Consider the following 18,197-nt stretch of genomic DNA (forward strand, 5'->3'; position numbering starts at 1 on the left):
GGCGTGCCCTAATGTTGGAGCTGCAGCGTCCGGACCGGGAGAGGGATCGCCGATGAGCAAGCCTCAGCTCACCAAGGAGTTCTGGCTCACCGCGCTGCGCGCCGAAGGCGACGCCTTCCGCGCCGCGCTCGGCACCGTCCCCCTCGACGCCGCCGTCCCCACCTGCCCCGGCTGGCAGCTGCGCGACCTGGCCTGGCACCTCACCCAGATCTATGTGTGGGTCAACGCCATCGCCCCCCGCGGCGTCACCGACCGCCCCGACCCGCGCCCCGACACCCCGCTCCCGGCGGACGTCGACCCGGCGGTCGCGTGGACCGACGCCTTCACCGAGCTCCTCGCCACCCTCGACGCCCTGGAACCCGACCTGCCCGCCTACAACTGGGCCCCGCAGGCGAAGAAGGCCGGCTTCTGGCACCGCCGCATGGCGCACGAGACCGCCATCCACCGCTGGGACGCCCAGATGGCCGCGGGCCTCAGCGAGCCCATCGAGCCCCGCCTCGCCAGCGACGGCGTCACCGAGGTCCTCGACACCTGGCTCCCCGCCGGCCGCCGCTCCGGCCCCACCAACCGCGCCGGCATGATCGCCCTCCACGCCACCGACGTCGACCAGGTCTGGTACGTCCGCCTCCGCGGCGCGGGCGTCGCCCTCCTCGACACCGACACCCTCCTCGACACCGACGACCACCACGAACGCGCCACCGCCAGCGGCCCCGCCAGCGACCTGGTCCTGGCCCTCTTCGGCCGCGTAGCCTTCGACACCCTCCTCGTCAGCGGCGACACCACCCTCCTGGAAGGCCTCCGCACCGGCTGACCCCCGTTACCGAGCCAGGGACCAGTCCGCACCGAAGGTCTGCGTCACTGGCTCCACACCGAGCGGCGTCAAGCCGGGGTCAGCAGCGGGTTTCGCGGCGCAGGTTCCCGCCGGAAACCTGCGATGGGGGGGGTTCCGCGTCGGCCGGGTTCGCCCGGAAGTCCGCTTCAAACGCCCCGCAATGAGGGTCCACGCCGGAAGTCCGCACCGAGTGCTCCACACACGAGCTCCCCTCAAGGACCTGCGGTGGGGTCCGCGCCGGAAACCCGCGATGTGGACGCTCGCTGGGAGCCGGATCGCCTGCCGGCAGCATGGTCGTCGCCGTGTCCTGCCCGTCCGGTAATGCGCCCACACGGACCTATGGCACGCCCCCTCAGCGACAGGCCCGCCTTGGCGGCACGCCCAACCAGCAGCAGCACTCACCAACACCGGACCAGACTCCCGGCCAGCCGCCCCCAGGTCACCGCCGCCGCTCGGTGGCACACCCGACCCGATGGCACACCCCGCCCGGTGACATGGGCCGCCCGACCCGATGGCAGCCTTGGTCGGCGGCACGCCCGGACACGTGCGACCGGTCGCCGTGACCGGTCGCCGCGTGACGGCGAGCGTGGCCATGGTGGCGGTGATGGTCGCCGAGGTCACCGCATGCCGAGGTCACCGCATGCCGAGGTCACCGCATGCCGAGCTCACCGCATGCCGAGCTCACCGCATGCCGAGCTCACCGCATGCCGAGCTCACCGCGTGGCGGGGCTCGCCGCTGCCCGCCCGGCCGTCACCCAGCGGTGCGGTGGCCTGTCCTCCGTGCCGGGCGCAACGCTCAAGCCTGCCTTCGCGAGCCAAGGCGGGTGACCCGTCGCGTTGGCCGGTCGCGTTGGCGCCATCGTTGACGTGGCGGCGGAGCCGGTGGACGGTTTCTGGCTCGCCCAAGCTCTGCCGCACGAACCCCGACGCTTCCCGCCGCAGCAGCGACCGCGGAACCGGGCGCCTCCCCTGTCGCGCCGGGCGCCTGGCCACGCCGTATCTCAGGACCCGAACGCGGGCGAACCTCCGAAGACCTGACAGACACGGTTGCCTGCCAACCGTCGGCGTTCAGGTCAGACGGCGGCGCAGACCGCGCCGAATGCCGCTTGATAGTCACAAACCGTCATGCATCCTCACTCCCCCCGGTCGGAAGCGGGTCAGGTCACAACCGGCCGGCTACTCCCACATCATGCCCGCCAGGTACGACAGTTTCCGGGGCTCGGACGAGCGGGGGCTTGCCGAGGGCGGCGGACGGCTTGTCGGTCGGAAGGCCGAAGAGCCTGCGGGTCAGCAGGGTGCTGCCGGCAACGGCGGCGGGGACGACCAGGACCGCGGCGAAGGGGATCAGCAGCATCACGAAGACCGGCATGCCGAAGCCGAGCGCGAGCGGGCGGTTGGCGCGGAGCATGGCGCGGCGGTCCTTCAGGCGCAGGCCGCGGCGGTTGAACGGGACGCCGGTCAGCTCCACGGCGAGCAGCCAGCCGCCGACCACGACGTCGAGGACCGGGATGACCGTCTGGCCCAGGACCGGGACGAAGCCGAGCAGGAACAGCGGGACCGAGACGACGATGCCCAGCAGGATGAGCCTGATGGAGTCGGCGGCGTTCTTGAAGAACGTGCGGTGCCACGGCAGGTCGGGCAGCCCCGGCGCGCCGCCGTGGTGGTCCTCGACGCGTTCGGAGATGACCTCGTAGAACGGGTCGCCGATGAGCAGGGTCAGCGCCGTGTACGTGAGGACCGACACCAGGGCGGACACGATGACGATGCCCGCGCCGGCGCCGAACCTGATCACGCCCCGCCACGGCGACCCCCAGTCGTCGGCGAACCAGGTGACGGTCGCGGCCAGGTCGCGGATGAACCAGAGCAGGAAGAACCAGGCGGTCGCCAGCAACAGGAAGGAGATGACTGCCGGGATCAGCCCGAGGAGCAGGAGGCGGGGGCTTCGGCTGTACAGCGAGAACCCCCGCCCAAGCAGTCTCGCCCCCTCGGCGAACTCGTCCCACATCGTCTTCAGCTGCGCCACTCCGTCATCTTTCACGACCCAGGGACCGCCCCGACAGCAAGCCCCAGATACGGAGGAGGCCAGTTTGCCGACTCGTGCGTTGCGGTGGGATGATGGTGGGGCCATGTACGCATAGGACGGCAAGCGGACAAGATCATGGGGTTATCTACCGTTGGGGCATGATCGACCGGAGTTCGGATCGGCCGTTGTACCAGCAGCTGGCGGACCTGCTGCGTGAGCAGATTCGGGCGGGAGAGCTGGCGCCGGGGGCGTTCGTGCCGTCGGAGAGCAGCCTGATGCAGGAGTACGAGCTGGGCCGGCCCGCCGTTCGCAACGCGGTGGCGGTGCTGCGGCAGGAGGGGCTCGTCGTGTCGGCCCGGGGCGCGCGGACCATGGTGCGGCCCGCGCTGCAGCGGGAGGTCGTGGAGCTGCGAGCCGGCGACGAGGTGATCGGGCGGATGCCGACCGATCCGGAGCGACGCGACCTGGGCATCGATCCGGGCGAGCCGATTCTCGAGGTGACCAGGGCCGGCGGCGAGAAGCTGATCCTGCCCGCGGGAGCCAACCTGCTGCGAGCCGCCCCCTGAGGTAAGCAGCCGCGAACAAGCGGACGCAGGAGCCGAGCAGGCCCGGAGCCGAGCAGGCCCGGAGCCGAGCAGGCCCGGAGCCGAGCAGGAGGCCACGGCGAGCGGGCGCAGGGCGAGCAGGTCCTGCCTGCGGGAGCCGACCTGCTGCGAGCCGCCCCTGAGGTAAGCAGCCGCGAACGAGCGGACGCAGGAGCCGAGCAGACCCGGAGCCGATCAGGAGGCCCACGGCGAGCAGGCCGTGAGCGAGCGGGCGCAGGGCGAGCAGGTCCTGTCCGCGAGAGCCAACCTGCGCAGGTCGGACCCTGCAGCGGGCGAGCGCGGACCAGGCAAGCGGGGCCAATTGGCAGGCCTTGGGCGAGCGTGCCCCGAGCGAGTGAGTGCAGGGCGAGCGGTCCTACCCCTGGACGCCGAGCTGCTGCGGGTCAGACCCCGAGCAAGCAGTAGCGGCCGGAGCAAGCACGCACGGGGCGAGCAGGTCGTGTCCACAGGCGCCAACCTGCCGCGGGTCGGACCCTGAAGCGGGTCAGCGCGGAGCAGGCGAGCCGGCGCGTACGAGGGCGGCGGGCGGGTGCTGTGGTGGGAGCGGGCGTCAGTCGGTCAGGCGGACGCGGACTCGGCGGTTGGCCTTGCCTTTGCTCTCGACCTTGACGACCTGGAGGCGGCCGATCTGGGCGGTCGAGGCGACGTGGGTGCCGCCGTCGGCCTGGGCGTCGAGGCCGACGATGTCGACGATGCGGATCTCCTGCTCGTCGGGCGGGATCAGGTTGGACTGGGTGCGGATGATGTCGGGCAGGGCGAGGGCCTCGTCGCGGGCGAGGACCTTGGTGACGACCTTGCGGTCGGCGGCGACCTCGGCGTTGATGAGCTCCTCGAGCCGGGCCTTGAAGTCGGGTGGGACCTCGGGGAGGTTGAAGTCCATGCGGGCCTCGGCGGGCTCCATGGAGCCGCCGGTGACGAGGGCGCCGAAGTCGCGGAACACCACGCCGCCCAGGACGTGCAGGCCGGAGTGGGTGCGCATGAGCTTGGTGCGGCGGTCGTCCTCGATGGCGCCGATCACCTCGGTGCCGGCGGGCGGGAGCGGGTCTCCCTCGGCGGGCTGGAGGTAGAGGTCGTCGCCTTTGCGGGTCCCGGTGATTCGCGTCTGTACCCCCTGCCACAGCAGCACGCCGTGGTCCGGAGGCTGGCCGCCACCGCCGGGGTAGAAGGCTGAGCGGTCGAGCACGATGCCGTCGGTGGCATCGGAGTGCAGGACGACGCACGTCCACTCGCGCAGCGTCGGGTCGGCGAGGTCGAGGCGGGAGGTCCTGCCGTGTTGCGTGACACCCATGTCCGAAACTCTATGTCGGTCCGGCCCAGCGGCGCAGCGCAGTCATGGTCCGATCCCCCTCAGGTCAGTAGTGGCGAAGTTGTCATCCATAGGACAGACGCTCCGGGGTGCCACTCTGATACGTGCCGGGGGTCAGCCGTTCGGACAGTTTCGGTCGGGGCCGAGGTTCAGGAACGTGGAGATCCGGGCGCGCAGGTCGGCGCGCTGGGTCCAGACGACGCCGGGGCGGTCGTACACGTGCAGCTCTGCGTCGGGGAGCGCCTCGGCGAGCTGCTCGGCCACGGTGACCGGGTGCAGCTCGTCGCCCCTGGAGCCGATGACGAGGCACTTCGCGGTGACCGCGGCGAGGTCGGCGCGGTCCTGCACGGCGACCTGGGCGGGCAGGCTGGCCAGGCCCCCGGCGAGCCCGTCGCGCATCAGCTGGTCGAGCCGCTGACGCAGGAACGCCCAGACCGGTGGCGAGTTGCGGACCTGGGCGGGGACCTCCATGGAGAGCACGTCGGCCACGGCGGCGGCGTCGCCGGCGTCGATCGCCTCGATCAGGGCGGTGAGGCGCTCCTGCGCGGCGGCCGGGCGTGCCGTGTCGAGGACGGCGGGGAGGAAGAAGACGGCGCGCTCGAAGCGGCCAGGGTTGTCGGCCAGGAGGCGGCAGAGGGCGCCGGCGCCGAGGCTGACGCCCAGGGCGCGGGTGGCGCCGGAGAGGTCGGCGACGGCGCGCAGGTCCCGGGCGAGGTCGGCATAGGTCCAGACGCCGCCGGGCGCGGCGGAGTGGCCGTGGCCGCGGAACTGGAAGAAGACCTTGCGGCCGGCGACGGCGCTGCCCAGGGGGCGGGTCTCGGCGATGCCGCTGCCGAGCCCGTGCGCGAAGACCGTGACGGGGTCACCCTCGCCGGTGAGGAGCCACTCCAGCTCGACGCCGTGCGGGGTGGCGATCTGCTCGGTCGGCGGCGCGGGGAGCGTGGGCCGGCCGGTCTGCGGCCCGCGCGTCACGGGCGGGCGGAACCGGTCGGGCCTGCCGTCGGGCGGCGGCGGCCAGCGGAAGTCCATCAGCGGACCGCCGTCACAACCGCCGTCGGAGAAGCCACCAAGCCAGGCGCCGTTGCGACCGCCATCGCACGGGCCGGAGCAGCCGCCGTCACAACCGCCAGCCCAGCCGCCGGCGCAACAGCCGCCGCAGGCGTCGGCACAACCGCCGGCCCAGCCACCGTCACAGCCGTCGGAGAGGCCGCCGAGCCAGATACCGGCGCAACCGCCAGGCCGGACGTCGGAGCGACCGCCGAGCAGGGCAGTGGCGCGATCGCCGGGGCAGCCGTCATTCCGGCCGCCATCACCAGGAGCCGTGGCCGTCGACCGCGTCTCGCAGCGCGGGTCTGATGTCGAGCAGGTAGATGGCGAAGATGCCCGCGGAGATGAGCAGGAAGATGCTGAGGTAGCCCATGCGCAGCTGCGGCGCCAGGGCCGTGAGCAGCAGGCCGCCACCGTTCATGGCCAGCCAGACCGTCTTGGACATCGTGCCGATGGCCGGGAACGCGTCGGCTCGCTGGACGAGACAGTGCAGCAACGCCGCGGCGCCGAGCACCAGGCAGAAGACCCACACCGCCAGGTTGATGTACAGCTCAACCCTGTCGTAGAACACCGGCACTGCAGTCACCATCCCCCGAGCTTATTCCGAAGCCCTCCGAACCGTGCGAGACGGTCCGGAGGGCTCCCGACAAACTCCCGTTACTTCTTGGCGGCGGCGGTCTTCTTCGCCGCGACCTTCTTCGCGGGGGCCGGCGTGTCGGTCTCGACGGGCGTCACGGCCGGCGCGATGTCGGCCGGGGTGGGGGTGACGGCGACCTCGGTGGTCACGGTCTTCGTGGCCGGCGCGATCTCGATCTTCGCCTCGGCGGTCCGGCCGCCGGCGACGACCTTCTCGCCGCGGTTCACGAGCTCGGTGTACACGGCGACCGCGCGGTCCTGCGCGACCTGGGCGCCGGCGAGCAGCGACGTGGTGTTGCGGCGGGCCGCGTTGCGCAGGCGGTCGGCGGCCACGGTCAGGTCGGCGCGGAGGTTGGTCTCGGCGACCGCCGGGCGCAGCTCCTCGACCCGGGCGCGCAGCTGGGCGACCTGCGCGGGCAGCTTGCGCAGCTGCTCATAGGCCAGGTCACCGGCGCCTGCGGCGGCATAGAGCGGGGTCGGGATCTTCCGGGTGGTGGTGCTGGTGGTCATGATGACTCCTCTGACTTCGTCGGTGGTGCCGGGTCGGCGTCGCGCCCCGCCCCCGAGGCGGCGCTGTCGGCATCGCTGCGCGAGTTCTCGCGCCGGAACGTTTCGTAGATCTGCGTGAGCGACTGTTTCTGGGCCGTCGTGAGATCACTGTCCGCAGCGATCGCGGCCAGCACGTCGTGCCCCTCGCGCTCGAGCAGGCCGGCTCGCAGGTACATCAGCGGGGTCGACACCCGCAGTGCACTCGCGAGCTGCGCGAGCACCTCGGCGCTCGGCTTACGCAGGCCACGCTCGATCTGACTGAGGTACGGGTTGCTGACGCCGGCTTGCTCAGCAAGCTGGCGGAGCGAGATGCGCGCGTTGCGGCGCAGGTCACGGATGAACCCACCCAGGTCGCGCGGCTCTTCAGTCACATCACCGACCGTAGCTCGCCGTGCTAACTGTTGCAAGCAAACTGCTAACTCCAGCTAGCGTGAAGCCGCTCACCAGACTGTCCGGACCGAACCTACCCGCACGCCGCCGCCCATGACCGGCATGTCCGAAAAGTCACCCAGGGAGAAGCCGAGACGCGTGAACCCCGCGCTCAGCACGGGCAGTCGCGGCCGCGCGGCGCCGTCGTCGATCTTCAGGGCCACCGCGCCGACGCCCGGGACCGCCGCGGCCATCACGCCCTCGGCCCCGATCTTCGACAGCAGCGTGGGGAACGCCCGCATGAGCTGCGTGTCGTGCCCGTCGGCGTCGGTGCCGGAGACCAGGTCGGGGTGGGCGCGCATGGCGTCCGCGACCAGGCGCGGGTGCGAGCCGGACGGGGCCGACACCAGCCGCAGGAACGCCGCGGCCAGCCCGCGCAGCGACACCGCGAGCAGCGGCGCGCCGCACCCGTCGACGCCGACCGCCGCGGCCGGCTCACCGGCGAGGGACTCGACGCCGGTTCGGATCGCCACCTGCACGGGGTGCGCCGGGTCCAGGTAGCCGGCGAGGGGCCAGCCGTTGGCGGCGCAGGTGCGCAGCATCCCCGCGTGCTTGCCGGAGCAGTTCATGTACAGCGGCGACCGCTCCCCGCCCGCCCGGACCACGGCGTCGCGGGCGTCGTCGGACAGCGGGTAGTCCGGCGGGCAGCCGAGCGCCGAGGCGGGGAGGTCGGCGAGCACACCTCGTACCGACGCCACATGCGCGGGCTGTCCACGATGGCTCGCCGAGATGATCGCCAGCTCCGCCGGTGTCGCGGTGAGGCCGGCCGCCAGCATCCCCACCGCCTGCATGGGCTTGTTGGACGAGCGCGGGAAGACCGGGCCGAGCACGTCACCGGCCCACGCCGTGACCTCGCCGCCGGCGTCCAGGACGACGACGGACCCGCTGTGCCGGCTCTCCACGAACCCGTTGCGCTCGACCTCCGCGAGCAGCTCCCCGCCGAGGTACAGATCGCTCATGCCGGGATCCCCAGCAGCGCGCGGGCGTCGGACGGGGTCATCGGCGGGCGCTGGGCGAGCCGGGCGAAGGCGGAGGCCCGCGCGACGAGCTGCGCGTTGCTCTCCACCGGCGCGCCCTTGGCGTAGGTGACGGTGTCCTCCATGCCGACCCGCAGGTGCCCGCCCGCCGACAGCGACGCGAGCAGGACCGGCAGCGTGCCGCGGCCGATGCCGGTGGCGGAGAACGTGGTGCCGGACGGCAGGTCGCGCATCGCCTGCACGCAGGCGACCAGGGCCTCGGCGGTGGCGGGCATCCCGCCGGGCACGCCCATGACCAGGTCGAGGTGCACGTGCCCGCCGGCGGGCAGCCCGTGCTTGTCGAGCAGGCGGCGCAGCGTGGTGAGCTGGCCGAGGTCGAAGATCTCGTACTCGGGGACGATCCCCCGGTCACGCATGCGGGTGTGCAGCTCGACGATGAACGACCACCGGTTGAGGAACACGTCGTCGCCGAAGTTGACCGTGCCCATCGTGCAGGAGGCCATGTCGGGCCCGGCGTCGAGGACGCGGAGCCGGTCGGACTCCGGGTCGGTGACCGCGCCGCCGCTGGAGAGCTGGACGATGAGGTCGGTCTCGGCCCGCAGCGCGGCGACGGCGTCCTTCAGCCGGCCGAGGTCGAGAGTCGGCCGGGCGTCGTCGTCGCGCAGGTGCACGTGGATGATCGAGGCGCCCACCGCCTGGCACTCCTTGCCGGTCGTGACCAGCTCGTCCAGGGTCACCGGCAGCGCTGGCACGTCGGCCTTGCTCGATTCGGCGCCGGTGGGCGCCACCGTGATCAACGTCGTTGTTGTCATGGCTCTTTCTACAGCGGGTCGATCGCGGCCGTGGACGGGCCCACCAGCAATTGACCCCCGTCTTCGTTGACGTTCTGCCGGACGACGGCGAGCGCGATCTGGCCGAGCTCGTAGTGGCGGGCGGCGGTGCCGACGAACCCGACCGCCCGGCCGTCCCGGACGACCTCGGTGTGCGGCGCGGGGAGCTCGTCGGTGGCGATGCCGTCCAGGTGCAGCAGCACCAGCTTGCGCGGCGGCCGGCCGAGGTGGTGCACCCGGGAGACCGTCTCCTGCCCCCGGTAGCAGCCCTTCTCCAGGTGCACGGCGTGCGCCGTCCAGCCGACCTCCGCGGGCAGGGTCTTGTGGTCGGTCTCGAAGCCGAACCGGGGGCGCCGCGCCGCGACCCGCAGCGCCTCGTACGCCCAGATCCCGGCCGGCGGGAGCTGCGCGGCGGCGACCAGGTCGGGCACCGCGGACCGCGGCACGATCAGGTCCGCGCCGCCCTCCACCCGGCGGACCAGCCCGTCGAACGCCGGCAGCGCGGCCGCCGCGTAGCGTGCGGTCGGCCGGGGCGGCACCACCCCGGTCGCGAACTTCGCCGGCGGCACGGGCACCACGTCGGGCGCGGCGAGCGTGACGCCGAGCGCCCGCAGGGCCTCGTCGGTGTGCGGGCCGACGATCGACAGCACCGCCCGGTCGGCGGTCACGTCGGCGGGCTCGACCCGCATCATGAAGATCATCCGGGACAGGAACGTCAGCAGGCCCGCACCGGCCCCCGGCTCCAGGTCCAGCCACGTGGCCGTGCCGTCGTCGACGAGCATCGCGTGGTGCTCCACGTGCCCGTGCGGCGACAGCACGAGCAGCTCCGAGCCGCTCATGGGGTCCAGGCCGGTCAGGTGCTGGGTGGTGAGGCTGTGCAGCCAGGTCAGCCGGTCGGCGCCGGGCACGGCCAGGACGTCGCGGTGCGAGCGGTCGACCAGCCCGGCCCCGGTGTCGAGGATCTTCTGCTCGCGGGCAGGGTCGCCGTAGTGCGCGACCGCGGCACCGTCGGCGGATGAGGGATCGATGGACGCCACGGTAACTGGCTTCACGGAGCTACTCCTCTTTGGAGCCGCAGCTGCCGCACACGCCGAACAGGGCCACGTGGCCGATGTCGAGGCGGAAGCCGCGGGTGGTGCGCAGGTCCTCGGCGAGGCCCTCGAGCATGGGTGGCGGCAGCTCCTGCACGTCGCCGCAGCCCCGGCACACGAGGTGGGCGTGCTGGTGCTCGCCGAGCGGGTGGTAGGTGGGCGCACCGTGCGACAGGTGCGCGTGCGTCACCAGCTGGAGCTCCTCGAGCAGCTCCAGCGTGCGGTAGACGGTGGTGATGTTGACCCCGGCGGCGCGCTCGCTGACGTCGGCGTGGATCTGGTCCGGCGTCGCGTGGCGCAACCGGTAGACCGACTCGAGCACGAGCTGCCGGGGCGCGGTCAGCCGCAGGCCCCGCGACCGGAGCACTGCGGCCAGATCATCGAAACCCACGACGTTCAGATTAACGCGCGACTCAGCCCGCGACGCGCTCCAGGCGGGCGGACAGGTGCGGCTGGAGCGGCTGGCCGACGGCGGCGAGGTCGAACGCATAGAGCAGCGCCCCCTCGACGATCCCGTAGAGCCGCTTGGCGCCGCGGACCTCCTTGGCGGTCGACGTGCGGACCACCGCGTCGGTGGCCATGTCCCACTGCGTGGTGCCCTTGGCCTGGCCGATGTAGAGCTCCATGATCCCGGTCGGCTGGCTGAGCAGCACCTCGACCTCGTCGGTCGCCTTGCCGTCCGCGAGCACCGGCCGCCACCAGCCGGTCTCCCGGTTGCTGGGCTTGATCGGGTTGCCGTCGACGTCGATCACCCAGGCACGCGACTCGTAGAACAGGAACGGCCGCCCGTCGTGGCTGAAGCGGATCTCCTGCGCGTAGTGGAAGCCCTCGATCGTCGGGTAGTCGCCCTGGCCGCGCCCGCGCCACACCCCGACCAGCGGCAGCAGCCCCAGCAGCGCGGGATGGAGGTCCGGGCCGACCCGCAGGTCGTGCGTCTCCTCGTACGGGTACTCCCCGACCTGGGCCAACCCGGCCCATGGCGGCTGTTCGTCTGTCACCAACGCCCCCTCGACACCCTCACCGCGAGATAGATCAGCCCGCCTGCGAGGGCGCCCATCCCGGCGACCAGCAAGCTGACGAACCCGATCTCGGTAACCATCCCCCGAATCCTATGCTGCGAGGCATGGCACGCTCTCTGGTCATCAAGACAACCGCCGGCTCGGACGCCCCGGAACGCTGTTCGCAGGCCTTCACGGTGGCCGCGACCGCCCTCGCCGGCGGCGTCGCCACCTCGCTCTGGCTGACCGGGGAGTCCGCGTGGTTCGCGCTGCCGGGCCGGGCGGCGCAGTTCGAGCTGCCGCACGCGGCGCCGCTGGCCGACCTGCTGGACGCGGTGCTGGCGGGCGGCACGGTCACGCTGTGCACCCAGTGCGCCGCCCGGCGCGGCATCGGACCCGACGACGTCATCCCCGGCATCCGCATCGCGGGCGCGGCCGTCTTCGTCGAGGAGGCCCTCGAGGAGGGTGCGCAAGCGCTCGTGTACTGAGGGCTAACAGCCCGCCGTCGAGGTGATGTGCAGCTCGCTGCCGTCGACGCGCAGGGCGACACCCGCCTCGCCCGCGCGGAAGGCGAAGAGCTTCGGCTCGTCGAGGACGACCGCGGAGGCCGGGACCGTGGTGCGGGACGCGGCGCCGTCGCCGGTGGTGACGGCCTCGACGGTCCACAGGGTGCCGCCGCCGGGGCAGGTGACCCGATGGGTCCGCCACTGCGACGCGCTCTGCTTGAGGGTGTCGAGGACGGCCTGGACGGGCGCGCGGTTGGCGGTCTGTGACTGCGGGGTCGCCTCCTCGACCGGGGCGTCCTGCACCCGGCAGCCGGTGTCGGCGGTGAAGCGCAGCTGACCCGGCTGGATGACGCTGCCGCGCACCGCGACGAACCCACCGGCGTCGGCGGTCATCGAGTGGCTGCTCGGGCCGCTCACGAGGTGGACGTCGTACGACGCGGGCAGGGCCGCCTTGATCCGGTCGAGGACGTCCGGCTCGGTGCCCTTCTTCACGTACACCAGCAACACCCGCTCGAAGCGGGTGCCCTCGCGGGCGGAGGTGACCCGGCAGCTGCGGTCGACGCGCGTGTAGCCGCCGAGCACCGGGACCGAGGTGGCCGGGTCGACCGCGGCGGCGATGCGGCCGAGGGCCTGGTCGGCGATGGGCAGGCCCTGCGCGATGGTGGTCTGGTCGCGGGAGGTCGGCGTGCCGTGGCGCGAGGAGTAGTAGGCGAATCCGGCCACCACGAGGGCCCAGGCCACCGTTGCGGCGATGATCCAGCGACGTTTCACGGCGGCAATCCTCGCAGTCCAGCACAGTGCCGCCAAATGCCGCCGCCCCCCGGGGTTGGGCCCGGAGGGCGGCGGCACGGTGCGTGCGAAGGTCAGGCGACCGCGACCGCGACCTCGTTGATGCCGCGGGCGGCGGCGAGGCTCGCGTCGCCGTTGCCCTGGCGGGACAGGGCGCGCAGCGTCCAGTTGCCGGGCGCGGCGAAGAACCGGAACTGCCCGGCCGGCGAGGTGACGACCTCGGCGGTGAACTCGCCGGTCGCGTCGAGCAGGCGCACGTAGGCACCGCCGACGGGGCCGTCGCCGGAGCTCACGACGCCCGTGATGACGGTTTCCTTCTCGACGTCGACGGAAGCGGGGATCGGCGCGCTCTGCTCGGGGGCGCCGCAGCTGTCAGCAACACTCATGATGCTCTGCCTTTCACGCGTTGCCGGGCTCGTCGCCGACGGCGACGGGGACACCGACAAGGGAGCCGTACTCGGTCCAGGAACCGTCGTAGTTGCGCACGTCGCTGTGCCCGAGGATCTCCTTGAGGACGAACCAGGTGTGCGAGGAGCGCTCGCCGATGCGGCAGTAGGCGATGGTCGCCTTGCTGTCGTCGAGGCCGGCGGCGGCGTAGATCTCGCGCAGGTCGTCGTCGGACTTGAAGGTGCCGTCCTCGTTGGCCGCCTTGCTCCACGGCACGGACACGGCGGTCGGGATGTGGCCCGGGCGCTGCGCCTGCTCCTGCGGGAGGTGGGCGGGGGCGAGGAGGCGGCCCGCGAACTCGTCGGGCGAGCGGACGTCGACGAGGTTCTGCACGCCGATCGCCTTGACCGCGTCGTCGCGGAACGCGCGGATCGACAGGTCCTGGTCGTGCACCGCGACGTAGCTCGTGGCGGGGCGGCTGACCTCGTCCTTGGTCAGCGGGCGCCCGTCGAGCTCCCACTTCTTGCGGCCGCCGTCGAGCAGCTTGACGTCGCCGTGGCCGTAGAGCTTGAAGTACCAGTACGCGTACGCGGCGAACCAGTTGTTGTTGCCGCCGTAGAGGACGACCTTGTCGTCGTTGCCGATGCCCTTGCTGGACAGCAGGGCCTCGAACTGCTCCTTGTTGACGAAGTCCCGGCGGACCTGGTCCTGCAGCTCGGTCTTCCAGTTGATCTTGACCGCACCGGCGATGTGGCCGCCGTCGTAGGCGGCGGTGTCCTCGTCGACCTCGACGAAGACCACGTTGTCGGCACCGATGTTCTGCTCGGCCCAGTCGGCCGTGACCAGTGCGCTCTCGCGACTCATGAGTGTTTTCTCTCCCAGGGACGATTTTGGGGTGGGTCGAGTCGGCACACGGGTCGGGGTGGGCACCACGCCGCGCGCGACCCGAGGGGACGGATCACGGTTTCGGCGATGGGTCTGAGAACTGCCGCGGACTGGGAATCGCCCGCCAGACCCATCGGTCTGGGGCGCCGCTGCCTCGAGCCGTTAGTCGAGCACGCTGCAGGGCCGCACCACTAGGGGCGGCAACACAGGCAGGTGGCCACGCGGCACAGGTCGACCGCGCGCCGTCTGGTGAGCAGCATGCTCATGGTCAGGCAGCCTAGCACCGCTGGAGGTGTCATCCCAGGGTCCGCTTGGTCACTGTCCGCCTGTTGGACCTGATCACTGCCCGGAAGGGGGCACGATCACCGCCCGGAAGGGGACCTGATCACTGCTCGGACAGGGGAACGTCCTTCGCGGAGGCGGTGACGCGCAGGCCCGAGTCGGTCGTCTCCGCGGAGTTGATCACCAGGTTGTACGGCAGGCCCGGCAGCTTGACGGTGACCTGGAGCCGGCTCTTGTTGGCCTGGATGAAGTCGTTGACGAGCTTCGGCAGGTTGCCCTGGTCGGTGGTGACCGAGTCGAGCTTGAGCCGGACCTTGCCCGACTCGACGACCATGCTGCCGTTGGCGATGATCGTGACCTTGAACCCCTGGTACATGAACGGGATCCGCATCACGATCTTGTTGTTGACCACCTTCACGTCGATGGCGGAGGGGTCCACACCCTGCGGCAGGTTGGTGAACTCCAGCAGCTTCCGGACGTTGTCCCAGGTCATGGTGGCCTGGCCGGTGACCTCGCCGGCCACCACCTCGCCCCGGCCGTTCATCAGGTCGCGCGCGTCGGCCTTGACCGCCTTGGCGTCGACGTTGAGCGTCTCGAGCTTCACGTTGTCGATCTGCGGCTTGCTCAGGGCGATGCTGATCTTCTCGTACTCCCCCGCGAGCACCTGGGTGAGGAACGGGAAGCCGGCGATCTTCACCGAGGGGTCGCCCTCGTAGGTGACGGAGTTGGCCGCGAGCTGCTTGCGGGTCTCGTCGGTGATGCGGTCCCGGGCGGTGCTGGCCGCGATCCGGTCCGCGACGAAGAGCACTCCGACCAGGATGACCGCCAGCACGACCAGCACGATGCTGACCTTGGCACCTCTGCTCGCCACAGCTCTCCTTCCGCGCCCCGGGGTGGGTGTAACCGGGACGTACCCAGCCACCAGGATTTCCTACCCTCGCAACCGCGGGGCCCTACAGCAGTACTAGAGCAGTAACAGCGTGCTGGCGACGTAGGCGGCGGGCGCGGCGAAGGCGAAGGCCCCCATCGGCCCCTGGATGTGGCGGGCGAGGTACATGGCGGGCTCGTCACCGTCGATGACGCGGCTGGCCTCGGCATACCCGACGGACAGGTCCACCATGACGGCGACGATGGCGGTGGCCAGGCCGGCGAGGGCGCTCCACAGCGGCGTTATCCCGTCGAGCAGGTTGCCGATCGCGCCGGCGGCGGCGGTGCCGGCCATCGCGCCGAGCACGACGCCGGCGCCGCCGCGCGGGACCTGCGGCGCGATGCGGGGCAGCGCGACGATCGCGTCGGTGAGCCGGGCGATCACGATGGCGATGCCGGCGGCGGCGAGGCAGGCGACGATCGCCTGGGTGCCGCGCGGGATCCTGCCGAGGACGATCAGGCTGGCGAAGGCCACGACGCCGAGGGTGACCACGAGCGAGGAGCCGAGCGACTCGGTGACCCGCTGCCGCCCCGCGGGGCGGGTGAGCTGGCCGACGACGCCGACGATGAACCCGGCCGCGGTGACATACGCCAGCGGGGCGAGGGACGCCGGGCGGGTGAGGACCGCGGCGACGTCGGTGCCGACGGCGACCGCTATACCGACGGCGGCGACGACGCGTGGGGCCGGCGGCCGGCTGGCGATGATCCACACGCCGACGAACAGGACCTGCACGCCGAAGATCACCACGGCGTAGGACTCGTGCCTGGTCTGCGCGCCGACGACGAGCCCGACGGTCATCAGGGCCGCGAACCCGGCGATGCCGAGGGAGACCATGCGCCGCACCGGGGGGATTTGTCCCGGCGTTTCGGGATTGTCCGGGACGTCGGCCTGCTCCCGGCGCCGACGCCGGGGCGCCTCGTCGGCGGCCGAAGGCCAGGCGCCGTGGTCCTCGGCGTGGTTCTCGGCGGAGGGCGGGGTAGCGGGCACGCCCCGATGGTGCCAGAACTCCCCTCACCCAACCCCCACCGGGATGACGAAATCGCGCATAGCACGCGACGGGGAACGGTGGAGTGTGGCTCAGCCGACTGTCCCGATCTGGATTGCCGCTGGTCGCAAACGATGAATACTCCGATATTCTTGGGCTGAGATACCCCCACAACCTCCCGTCAGTGTGGCCGGGACGAAACAGAGCCGCGGAGGTGACTCGTGGAGATCTTGCTGCTGACCGCGGCTCCCGCGGGCCAGGTGGTCTTGCCCGGCCTCGACCTGCTGCCCCACACGGTGCGCACCGCCCCGCGCGATGTCCGCACACTGGTGAACGGTCCTAGCCCCGACGCTGTGATCGTCGACGCCCGCACGGAGCTTGCCGACGCCCGCGCGACCTGCCGGATGCTGCACGCGACCGGCCTGGGCGTGCCCCTGCTGGCGGTGGTGACCGAGGCGGGCCTCGTCGCGCTGCACGCCGACTGGGGCCTCGACGACGTCGTCCTGGCCAGCGCCGGCCCCGCCGAGATCGAGGCCCGGCTGCGGCTGGGCGTCGGCCGGCTCAACTCGGCCGCGGCCGCGAGCGGGGGCATGATCAAGGCCGGCGAGCTGACGATCGACCCCGACACCTACGCGGCGAAGCTCAAGGGCCGCCCGCTCGACCTCACCTACAAGGAGTTCGAGCTGCTCAAGTTCCTCGCCCAGCACCCCGGCCGGGTCTTCACCCGCGACCAGCTGCTGCGCGAGGTCTGGGGCTATGACTACTTCGGTGGCACCCGCACGGTCGACGTGCACGTGCGGCGGCTGCGCGCGAAGCTCGGCTCGGAGTACGAGTCGATGATCGGCACGGTGCGCCAGGTCGGCTACAAGTTCGTGGTCCCGCCGGCCCGCCCGCTGCACGAGTCCGAGCCGGTGCGGGTCTGACCGCCGCACAGGGCCGACACAGTCCGACACACAGGCCGCCGCACGGGGCGATCCCGGTAAGGGTCTGCTCTAGGCTTGGCCCGTGACCGTCGAGCAGCTGGACCGCCTCTCCACCGCGCAGGTCGACCAGGTGCTCGCGCTGAGCCAGGCCGCCGGCGACACCGACGGGGCGCTGCCGCTGTCGGAGCATGTGGTGCTGCACCTGCGACACGGGGGCGAGACGCAGGCGGTGCACCTGCTGGCGCGCGACGCCGACGGCACCGTCACGGGGTATGCGCACGTCGACACGACCGACGCGGTCGCGGGCGCCTCGGCCGAGCTGGCGGTGCACCCACAGCACCGGCGGCGCGGGATCGGGCGGGCGCTCGCCGAGGCGGCGATCGCGGTCGCCGACGAGCGCTCCGGCGGCCGGCTGCGACTGTGGGCGCACGGCGACCACCCGTCGGCCTCCGCCCTCGCGATCCGGCTCGGCTTCGACCGGGCCCGGGTGCTGCTGCAGCTGCGGCGGTCGCTGTTCGCGCCGCTGGACGAGGTGGCGCTCCCCGACGGGGTGACCCTGCGCGGGTTCCGCCCGGGCGAGGACGACGCCGCCTGGCTCGCGGTCAACGCGGCCGCCTTCGCCGACCACCCCGAGCAGGGCAAGTGGACCCTCGACGACCTGCGCGTGCGGATTCAGGAGCCCTGGTTCGACCCGGCCGGCTTCCTCTTGGCGTTCCGCCAGGATCCGCCGGAAGAGCTCGTCGGCTTCCACTGGACCAAGATCCACGGCGATCCCGAGGATCGCTCGCACGACCCGATCGGCGAGGTCTACGTGCTGGGCGTCGCGCCCGGCGCGCACGGCGGCGGGCTGGGCCGCGCGCTGACCCTGGCCGGCCTATGGCACCTGCGCTCCCGCGGGCTTTCGCAGGTCATGCTCTACGTCGACGAGGAGAACCGGCGGGCCGTGTCGCTCTACCAGCGGCTGGGGTTCGTGCGCTGGGCGATGGACGTGAGCTTCCAGCGGTCCGGGCCCCGGGACGGCGCCGCGACGCGCTGACGCAAAACGGGCACCGGCTATCTCCACTGGGCAGTTCACCCATTGGCAAACTGGCCTCCGACCAGGCGTCACCTTCCCCGAAGCACCTGTTCACCGTGCGTTCACCCGCCTCCGGAGGACCGGTTACCTAGCGCTCTTAGCGTCGCTTTCAGT

Annotated in this window: 22 protein-coding genes and 1 pseudogene; 5 read left to right on the top strand and 18 right to left on the bottom strand. The window is 72.1% G+C overall.

Going from position 1 to position 18,197, the window contains the following annotated elements:
* Positions 1-52 precede the first annotated feature (52 nt).
* A complete protein-coding gene (locus ABZ321_RS40865; protein ID WP_344511536.1) occupies positions 53-811 on the top strand; it encodes a maleylpyruvate isomerase family mycothiol-dependent enzyme in 759 nt (252 codons plus the stop codon).
* Between the two features lie 1,183 nt (positions 812-1,994).
* Here the strand turns inward: ABZ321_RS40865 and ABZ321_RS40870 are convergent.
* The gene (locus tag ABZ321_RS40870) at positions 1,995-2,855 is read right to left on the bottom strand and encodes an EI24 domain-containing protein (RefSeq protein WP_354901057.1); all 861 of its coding nucleotides are present in this window, start codon (positions 2,853-2,855) and stop codon (positions 1,995-1,997) included.
* Between the two features lie 158 nt (positions 2,856-3,013).
* Between ABZ321_RS40870 and ABZ321_RS40875 the strand changes: the two genes are divergently transcribed.
* The gene (locus ABZ321_RS40875; RefSeq protein ID WP_344511532.1) at positions 3,014-3,421 is read left to right on the top strand and encodes a GntR family transcriptional regulator; all 408 of its coding nucleotides are present in this window, start codon (positions 3,014-3,016) and stop codon (positions 3,419-3,421) included.
* A 589-nt stretch (positions 3,422-4,010) separates the two neighbouring features.
* Here the strand turns inward: ABZ321_RS40875 and ABZ321_RS40880 are convergent.
* The 11 genes and pseudogenes from ABZ321_RS40880 to mtfM all read right to left on the bottom strand — a co-directional run bounded on the left by ABZ321_RS40880 (position 4,011) and on the right by mtfM (position 11,424).
* Entirely contained in the window at positions 4,011-4,748 is a 738-nt protein-coding gene (locus tag ABZ321_RS40880) for an alanyl-tRNA editing protein (protein ID WP_354901059.1), read from the bottom strand.
* Positions 4,749-4,880: 132 nt separating this feature from the next.
* On the bottom strand, positions 4,881-5,798 hold the full coding sequence (locus tag ABZ321_RS40885; RefSeq protein WP_344511629.1) for an alpha/beta hydrolase: 918 nt from the start codon (positions 5,796-5,798) through the stop codon (positions 4,881-4,883).
* Positions 5,799-6,075: 277 nt separating this feature from the next.
* Complete coding sequence (locus ABZ321_RS40890; protein ID WP_344511528.1) at positions 6,076-6,402, bottom strand: DUF2516 family protein; 327 nt, start codon at positions 6,400-6,402, stop codon at positions 6,076-6,078.
* 68 nt (positions 6,403-6,470) lie between these two features.
* On the bottom strand, positions 6,471-6,959 hold the full coding sequence (locus ABZ321_RS40895) for a hypothetical protein (protein WP_344511527.1): 489 nt from the start codon (positions 6,957-6,959) through the stop codon (positions 6,471-6,473).
* A gap of 56 nt (positions 6,960-7,015) precedes the next feature.
* Positions 7,016-7,369, bottom strand: a pseudogene (locus ABZ321_RS40900) (helix-turn-helix transcriptional regulator); the annotation flags it as partial.
* Positions 7,370-7,438: 69 nt separating this feature from the next.
* Entirely contained in the window at positions 7,439-8,386 is a 948-nt protein-coding gene (locus tag ABZ321_RS40905) for an asparaginase (protein ID WP_354901061.1), read from the bottom strand.
* A complete protein-coding gene (locus ABZ321_RS40910) occupies positions 8,383-9,216 on the bottom strand; it encodes a 3-keto-5-aminohexanoate cleavage protein (protein WP_344511523.1) in 834 nt (277 codons plus the stop codon). The genes ABZ321_RS40905 and ABZ321_RS40910 overlap by 4 nt, the downstream gene beginning before the upstream one ends.
* Positions 9,217-9,224: 8 nt before the next feature.
* Positions 9,225-10,286 carry a glycine cleavage T C-terminal barrel domain-containing protein gene (locus ABZ321_RS40915; protein WP_354901063.1) on the bottom strand — a complete coding sequence of 354 codons (1,062 nt, stop codon included), beginning with the start codon at positions 10,284-10,286 and terminating at the stop codon, positions 9,225-9,227.
* A 4-nt stretch (positions 10,287-10,290) separates the two neighbouring features.
* Positions 10,291-10,716 (bottom strand): transcriptional repressor, encoded by a 426-nt coding sequence (locus tag ABZ321_RS40920; protein ID WP_344511519.1) that lies wholly within the window; start codon positions 10,714-10,716, stop codon positions 10,291-10,293.
* A gap of 22 nt (positions 10,717-10,738) precedes the next feature.
* Positions 10,739-11,323 carry an FABP family protein gene (locus tag ABZ321_RS40925; RefSeq protein ID WP_344511517.1) on the bottom strand — a complete coding sequence of 195 codons (585 nt, stop codon included), beginning with the start codon at positions 11,321-11,323 and terminating at the stop codon, positions 10,739-10,741.
* Positions 11,320-11,424 (bottom strand): small membrane protein MtfM, encoded by a 105-nt coding sequence (gene mtfM / locus ABZ321_RS40930; protein WP_033363477.1) that lies wholly within the window; start codon positions 11,422-11,424, stop codon positions 11,320-11,322. Before mtfM ends, ABZ321_RS40925 begins: the two co-directional genes overlap by 4 nt.
* Positions 11,425-11,436: 12 nt before the next feature.
* Between mtfM and ABZ321_RS40935 the strand changes: the two genes are divergently transcribed.
* Positions 11,437-11,811: a DsrE family protein gene (locus ABZ321_RS40935; protein ID WP_344511515.1), complete on the top strand. Its 375-nt coding sequence runs from the start codon at positions 11,437-11,439 to the stop codon at positions 11,809-11,811.
* A 3-nt stretch (positions 11,812-11,814) separates the two neighbouring features.
* On the opposite strand, the gene ABZ321_RS40940 is transcribed toward ABZ321_RS40935, so the two are convergent.
* The 6 genes from ABZ321_RS40940 to ABZ321_RS40965 all read right to left on the bottom strand — a co-directional run bounded on the left by ABZ321_RS40940 (position 11,815) and on the right by ABZ321_RS40965 (position 16,087).
* Positions 11,815-12,600, bottom strand: a complete 786-nt coding sequence (locus tag ABZ321_RS40940) for a hypothetical protein (protein ID WP_344511513.1) — start codon at positions 12,598-12,600, stop codon at positions 11,815-11,817.
* Positions 12,601-12,692: 92 nt separating this feature from the next.
* Entirely contained in the window at positions 12,693-13,004 is a 312-nt protein-coding gene (locus ABZ321_RS40945) for a DUF1416 domain-containing protein (RefSeq protein ID WP_344511511.1), read from the bottom strand.
* A gap of 13 nt (positions 13,005-13,017) precedes the next feature.
* On the bottom strand, positions 13,018-13,869 hold the full coding sequence (locus tag ABZ321_RS40950) for a sulfurtransferase (RefSeq protein WP_344511509.1): 852 nt from the start codon (positions 13,867-13,869) through the stop codon (positions 13,018-13,020).
* 212 nt (positions 13,870-14,081) lie between these two features.
* Complete coding sequence (locus ABZ321_RS40955; RefSeq protein ID WP_354901066.1) at positions 14,082-14,189, bottom strand: Ms5788A family Cys-rich leader peptide; 108 nt, start codon at positions 14,187-14,189, stop codon at positions 14,082-14,084.
* An 86-nt stretch (positions 14,190-14,275) separates the two neighbouring features.
* Complete coding sequence (locus ABZ321_RS40960; RefSeq protein WP_354901068.1) at positions 14,276-15,043, bottom strand: DUF2993 domain-containing protein; 768 nt, start codon at positions 15,041-15,043, stop codon at positions 14,276-14,278.
* A 93-nt stretch (positions 15,044-15,136) separates the two neighbouring features.
* Positions 15,137-16,087 carry a hypothetical protein gene (locus tag ABZ321_RS40965; protein ID WP_344511505.1) on the bottom strand — a complete coding sequence of 317 codons (951 nt, stop codon included), beginning with the start codon at positions 16,085-16,087 and terminating at the stop codon, positions 15,137-15,139.
* Positions 16,088-16,306: 219 nt separating this feature from the next.
* Between ABZ321_RS40965 and ABZ321_RS40970 the strand changes: the two genes are divergently transcribed.
* Both ABZ321_RS40970 and mshD read left to right on the top strand, forming a co-directional pair.
* Entirely contained in the window at positions 16,307-17,008 is a 702-nt protein-coding gene (locus ABZ321_RS40970) for a response regulator transcription factor (protein ID WP_344511503.1), read from the top strand.
* A gap of 82 nt (positions 17,009-17,090) precedes the next feature.
* On the top strand, positions 17,091-18,044 hold the full coding sequence (gene mshD, locus ABZ321_RS40975) for a mycothiol synthase (RefSeq protein ID WP_354901070.1): 954 nt from the start codon (positions 17,091-17,093) through the stop codon (positions 18,042-18,044).
* The last annotated feature ends 153 nt before the right edge of the window (positions 18,045-18,197 follow it).

Origin of the sequence: Dactylosporangium sp. NPDC006015 (genome assembly GCF_040614215.1) — a bacterium.
Classification (GTDB): domain Bacteria; phylum Actinomycetota; class Actinomycetes; order Mycobacteriales; family Micromonosporaceae; genus Dactylosporangium; species Dactylosporangium maewongense.

What these genes read in the sequence shown, in the direction of transcription:
- ABZ321_RS40865 (WP_344511536.1), top strand. Translation starts at nt 53, where the DNA reads ATGAGCAAGCCTCAGCTCACCAAGGAGTTCTGGCTCACCGCGCTGCGC.
- ABZ321_RS40875 (WP_344511532.1), top strand. Translation starts at nt 3,014, where the DNA reads ATGATCGACCGGAGTTCGGATCGGCCGTTGTACCAGCAGCTGGCGGAC.
- ABZ321_RS40880 (WP_354901059.1), bottom strand. Translation starts at nt 4,748, where the DNA reads ATGGGTGTCACGCAACACGGCAGGACCTCCCGCCTCGACCTCGCCGAC.
- ABZ321_RS40890 (WP_344511528.1), bottom strand. Translation starts at nt 6,402, where the DNA reads ATGGTGACTGCAGTGCCGGTGTTCTACGACAGGGTTGAGCTGTACATC.
- ABZ321_RS40895 (WP_344511527.1), bottom strand. Translation starts at nt 6,959, where the DNA reads ATGACCACCAGCACCACCACCCGGAAGATCCCGACCCCGCTCTATGCC.
- ABZ321_RS40905 (WP_354901061.1), bottom strand. Translation starts at nt 8,386, where the DNA reads ATGAGCGATCTGTACCTCGGCGGGGAGCTGCTCGCGGAGGTCGAGCGC.
- ABZ321_RS40910 (WP_344511523.1), bottom strand. Translation starts at nt 9,216, where the DNA reads ATGACAACAACGACGTTGATCACGGTGGCGCCCACCGGCGCCGAATCG.
- mtfM (WP_033363477.1), bottom strand. Translation starts at nt 11,424, where the DNA reads ATGGTTACCGAGATCGGGTTCGTCAGCTTGCTGGTCGCCGGGATGGGC.
- ABZ321_RS40935 (WP_344511515.1), top strand. Translation starts at nt 11,437, where the DNA reads ATGCTGCGAGGCATGGCACGCTCTCTGGTCATCAAGACAACCGCCGGC.
- ABZ321_RS40945 (WP_344511511.1), bottom strand. Translation starts at nt 13,004, where the DNA reads ATGAGTGTTGCTGACAGCTGCGGCGCCCCCGAGCAGAGCGCGCCGATC.
- ABZ321_RS40950 (WP_344511509.1), bottom strand. Translation starts at nt 13,869, where the DNA reads ATGAGTCGCGAGAGCGCACTGGTCACGGCCGACTGGGCCGAGCAGAAC.
- ABZ321_RS40955 (WP_354901066.1), bottom strand. Translation starts at nt 14,189, where the DNA reads ATGACACCTCCAGCGGTGCTAGGCTGCCTGACCATGAGCATGCTGCTC.